This window comes from Geminocystis sp. (assembly GCF_041753295.1).
Taxonomy (GTDB): domain Bacteria; phylum Cyanobacteriota; class Cyanobacteriia; order Cyanobacteriales; family Cyanobacteriaceae; genus Geminocystis.
In genome coordinates this window covers 1-4,327 of the sequence record NZ_JBGSUU010000001.1, presented here as the reverse complement: position 1 = coordinate 4,327, position 4,327 = coordinate 1, and the positions used below count along the sequence as shown (strand labels likewise).

3 protein-coding genes and 2 pseudogenes are annotated in these 4,327 nt (G+C 35.3%); 4 read left to right on the top strand and 1 reads right to left on the bottom strand.

Features of this window, described 5'->3' with window-relative positions; all coding sequences use genetic code 11:
• Nucleotides 1-514: 514 nt before the first annotated feature.
• From ACEW8E_RS00025 to ACEW8E_RS00010, 4 genes and pseudogenes are all read left to right on the top strand, one after another.
• Nucleotides 515-2,179, top strand: coding sequence for a Mu transposase C-terminal domain-containing protein (locus ACEW8E_RS00025; protein WP_373478293.1), 1,665 nt, complete (start codon nt 515-517; stop codon nt 2,177-2,179).
• Nucleotides 2,180-2,185: 6 nt separating this feature from the next.
• Nucleotides 2,186-3,022, top strand: a pseudogene (locus ACEW8E_RS00020) (TniB family NTP-binding protein).
• On the top strand, nt 3,022-3,543 hold the full coding sequence (locus ACEW8E_RS00015; RefSeq protein WP_373478292.1) for a TniQ family protein: 522 nt from the start codon (nt 3,022-3,024) through the stop codon (nt 3,541-3,543). Before ACEW8E_RS00020 ends, ACEW8E_RS00015 begins: the two are co-directional and overlap by 1 nt.
• 43 nt (nt 3,544-3,586) lie before the next feature.
• Nucleotides 3,587-4,036, top strand: a complete 450-nt coding sequence (locus tag ACEW8E_RS00010; RefSeq protein ID WP_373478291.1) for a GIY-YIG nuclease family protein — start codon at nt 3,587-3,589, stop codon at nt 4,034-4,036.
• Between the two features lie 11 nt (nt 4,037-4,047).
• Here ACEW8E_RS00010 and ACEW8E_RS00005 read toward each other — a convergent pair.
• A pseudogene (locus tag ACEW8E_RS00005) lies at nt 4,048-4,327 on the bottom strand (N-6 DNA methylase); the annotation flags it as partial.

Here is a 4,327-nt window from a genome sequence, read left to right as displayed (position 1 = left end):
TTTTTTTCCCTTCAAAACTTCGATAATCAATAATTAAGTTTTCCTCACAACTAAAAGCAGAGAAAATAATAGTTAAAATAGTAGATAGTTCATATCTTTGCCCTCTCTTTGAGCGAAAATCTTTGACAAAGCGAAAAACCTGAAATAAAATGTTCATAACTTCTTTTAAATAAACAAAAAGTAAGATGGACATGGTCGATTGTATAACCAAAAAGTCCATCTTTTTTTTAATTTTGCCCCGACTTTGTGTCGAATAACATTTTATCTGTCGCTTTAACACTTTATTTGTCATGGGAATAATTCCGCCTCAAATCCTTTTCCCTAAACAATTATAACCGTCTTTGACCTCTGCTTATCATCGAAGATAGGTTTAACAAATTACTTGTCATTATTCTGAGCATTAACAAATTGATTATCATTTCTTCTGATTTGACTTTTCAAGATTTATAACATAATAGTTGTCATCTTTTAATAACGCTGTTAAAATAACAATATGTTTTTATAAATAGCATTTATGGACAAAGAAAAAAATATAATCCCTGTTGATATTCCTGAAGATGTCCAGAGGAGGATTGAACTCATCAATTATTTAATGGAACCGTGCGATCGCATCTCTTATGGGAAAAAGTTAGATGAAGTGAGTCAGAAGTTAAATTGCTCTCGTCGAACAGTGCAACGCATGGTAAAAAAATGGGAAGAGGAGGGAATTAACGGTCTATTTTCAACCCAAAGAACGGATAAAGGTCAACATCGTATCGACAAAGTTTTAGTTGATTTCATTACAAAACAGTATATAGAGGATAATAGAGGAGGAACTAAAGTTAATCGTTCTCAGATTGCGGTTAAAGCACAAGTTAAAGCTAAACAAGAAGGATTAGAAGTACCCAGCCACATGACTGTTTATCGCATTCTTCAAACAATTATCGATGAACAAGCCGTGAAGAAAAATATTCGTAACCCTGGATGGAAAGGTAGTAAATTAAGTTTGAGGACAAAGGATGGCACAATTTTAGAGCCAGAATACAGTAATCACGTCTGGCAATGTGACCATACAGAAGCAGATATTTTATTAGTTGATAGCTCTGGTAAAGTATTTAAACGTCCTTGGTTGACCACCGTAATCGATACTTATTCCCGTTGTATTGTAGGCATAAATTTAGGCTTTGATGCTCCCAGTTCAATGGTAGTAGGTTTAGCCCTTCGTCATGCTATTTTACCCAAAGACTATCCATCGGACTATCAATTACATGAACAGTGGGGAACTTATGGTAAACCAGAGTATATTTTTACTGACAGTGGTACCGATTTTAAGTCTCATCATGTTCAGCAAATAGCTTCTCAGCTAGGTATAACCTGGAAGTTTCGTTCTCGTCCTTCTGAAGGTGGTATTGTGGAAAGACCCTTTGGCACTATTAATACACAATTGCTATCTACCTTGCCTGGATATACTGGGTCAAATATCAAAGAACGACCAAAAGAAGCCGAAAAAGGTGCCTGTCTCACTCTTAATGATTTTCATAAGCTAGTAGTTCGTTATATAGTTAATAATTACAATCAGAGTTTGGATAAGCGTACTGGACAAACTCGTTATCAGAGGTGGGAAGCAGGTTTAACAGTAATACCTTCTTTGCCAACGGAACGAGAATTGGATCTATGTTTAATGAAACAAACTCGCCGTACGGTTTATCAAGGGGGTTATATAAATTTCAATAATTTATCTTATAAAGGAGAGTATTTGTCTGGTTATGCAGGAGAGCAAGTCATCCTCAGATATGATCCTAGTGACATAACCATTATTTATGTATATAAACACGAGGGCGATAAAGAGGTGTTTCTTTGTCGTGCTTTTGCTCAAGATTTAGAGTCGGAATCTCTCTCGTTTTATGAAGCAAAGGAAATAACCCGTCAAATCAGGGAAAAAGGCAAATCAATAACGAATAACTCTATTCTTGCTGAAGTTCAGGCTCGTGAGTTAATCATCAAAGAGAAAAAAAGTAAAAAACAGATACAGAAAGAAGAGCATAATTTGCTCAAAGAACAATTATCACCTCTAAAGGTTGAGCCGATAGAAGATGAGGAAAATTTACAAGAGAATGAGCCAGATTTACTTGTGGAAACTGAAGGTGAGTCTGTCAATGTTTATGACTATAACGAAATGATTGAAGAGTATGGATGGTAAATAATTATGACTAAAGCAGAAATTATCGCAAATAACTTAGGCTCTATTAACTCACAACTAGATGACGATAATCTTAAAACTGAGATAGAAAGGCTAAGAAAGCCAAGTTTTGTAGAATTGGAAGCGGTTAAATTACTACATGATTGGCTGGAGAATAAGCGTCATTCTCGCCAGTGCTGTCGTGTAGTAGGGGAGTCAAGGAATGGTAAAACTCTTGCCTGTAATGCTTTTAGATTAAGACACAAACCAGAGCAACAACCAGGAAAAGCGCCAAAAGTTCCAGTTGTATATGTTTAACCTCCTCAAGAGTGTAGCTCTCGGGATTTATTTCAAACAATTATTGAACATCTTAAATATCAAATTACGAAGGGTACTGTTAGCGACATTCGAGATCGCACTTACAATGTGCTGAAAACTTGTCAAGTAGAAATGTTAATTATTGATGAGGCAGATCGTTTAAAACCGAAAACATTTGCTGATGTTAGAGATATATACGATCGCTTAGGTATCGCAGTGGTTTTAGTGGGAACAGAGCGACTGGATACGGTAATTAAAAAGGATGAACAAGTTTACAACCGCTTTCGTGCTTGTTATAGTTTTGGAACTTTGACGGGAAACTCATTAATCAAAGTCGTAGAGATATGGGAAAAACAAGTTCTATGCCTTCCTCTTCCATCTAATTTAGCCCAGAAAAGTATGATGCAAGTTATTGCCCAATCAACTCGTGGTTACATTGGCTTAATTGATATGATTCTCAAAGAAGCAGCTATTAGAACTCTACAGAAAGGTAATAAAAAAATAGATTTGAACACCCTTAAAGAAGTTGCACAGGAGTATAAATAATGCTGGTAAATGAGCTCGAATATTGGTATTTAACACCTACACCTATGGCTAATGAGAGTATCAGTCATTTTATGGGTAGATTTAGGCGAGAGAATCAATTAAGTGTTTCTATGTTGGCTACCATAACGGGTTTAGGAGGTGCGATCGCACGTTGGGAGAAATTTAGATTCAATCCTCCTCCCACACAAAAAGAGTTAGAGAAACTAGCTGAGTTCGTTCGCTTGGATACTAAAGATTTACAGTTAATGTTACCGCCACAAGGAACAGGGATGAAACTAGAACCAATTAGGCTTTGTTCTAGTTGTTATCTTGAATCACCCTGTCACCAAATACAATGGCAGTTTAAGACGAGCGATCGCTGTTTTATCCATAATCTAACTTTATTGTCTGAATGTCCCTTTTGTGGGGCTAGGTTTAGAATACCTAGCGAATGGGAACAGGGCAAATGCCATAGGTGCTTTACTCCAATTCAACAGATGATAGCTTTTCAAAAAAAATTAAAGTTTTCTGTTACTGAGTAGCTCCACTTAATTAAATAAGCATAAAAAGGTAAATTTACAAATAATGACTAATACTAGATATAGTAAAATACGTTCTGTTTCAGCGGTTTATGGTTTATTGAATCAAAAAAGAACAAAGATATATATTGGTTCAACTAATAATTTAAGACGTAGAGTTCAACAACATGAATCACTACTAAAAAACAGAAGTCACCATAACAAAGAATTACAAGAACATTATAATTTAGGTGAAAAGATTGAAGTAGTTGTTCTTTGGTTAGATCCTTTAGAAGACTCCGAGACAGATAATGATATTCATTTTTCTAGGGGTATTATATACCATATTGAAGGACTGTATATTGAGAGAATACCAAGAGAAAAATTATACAATCAAAGACAAACTAGCTATAAACAAGCTGGAGAAGACGAAGATCCTTTGTTTACGCCTATGATAGGGGATTATATAGGTTTAGGACAAGTCACAGAAAATTTAAAGAAACTGGATTTGACTTAGAGTCCGAATTATTATTTTAATAGTTGTTTTACTGCTTTGAGTACTTCTTCTCCCTTATCTTCTATAAATTGTATCAATTCTTCAGAGGTTCGATCATCTTCCTCTACTTTTATATTTGGGTTAACGGCTTTGAGATCATAGTTTTTTTGTTCTATTTCCTCACGGGTAACAGTCCAACTTCTCTCACTGTCTTTTCTGTGGGGGAGTAACTCTAAAAATTCCTCAAAGTGTTTAGAGGTTAGGGGTTGACGTTTAGTTACTTTCACCTCAGATAAGTCATAGTACCAAATT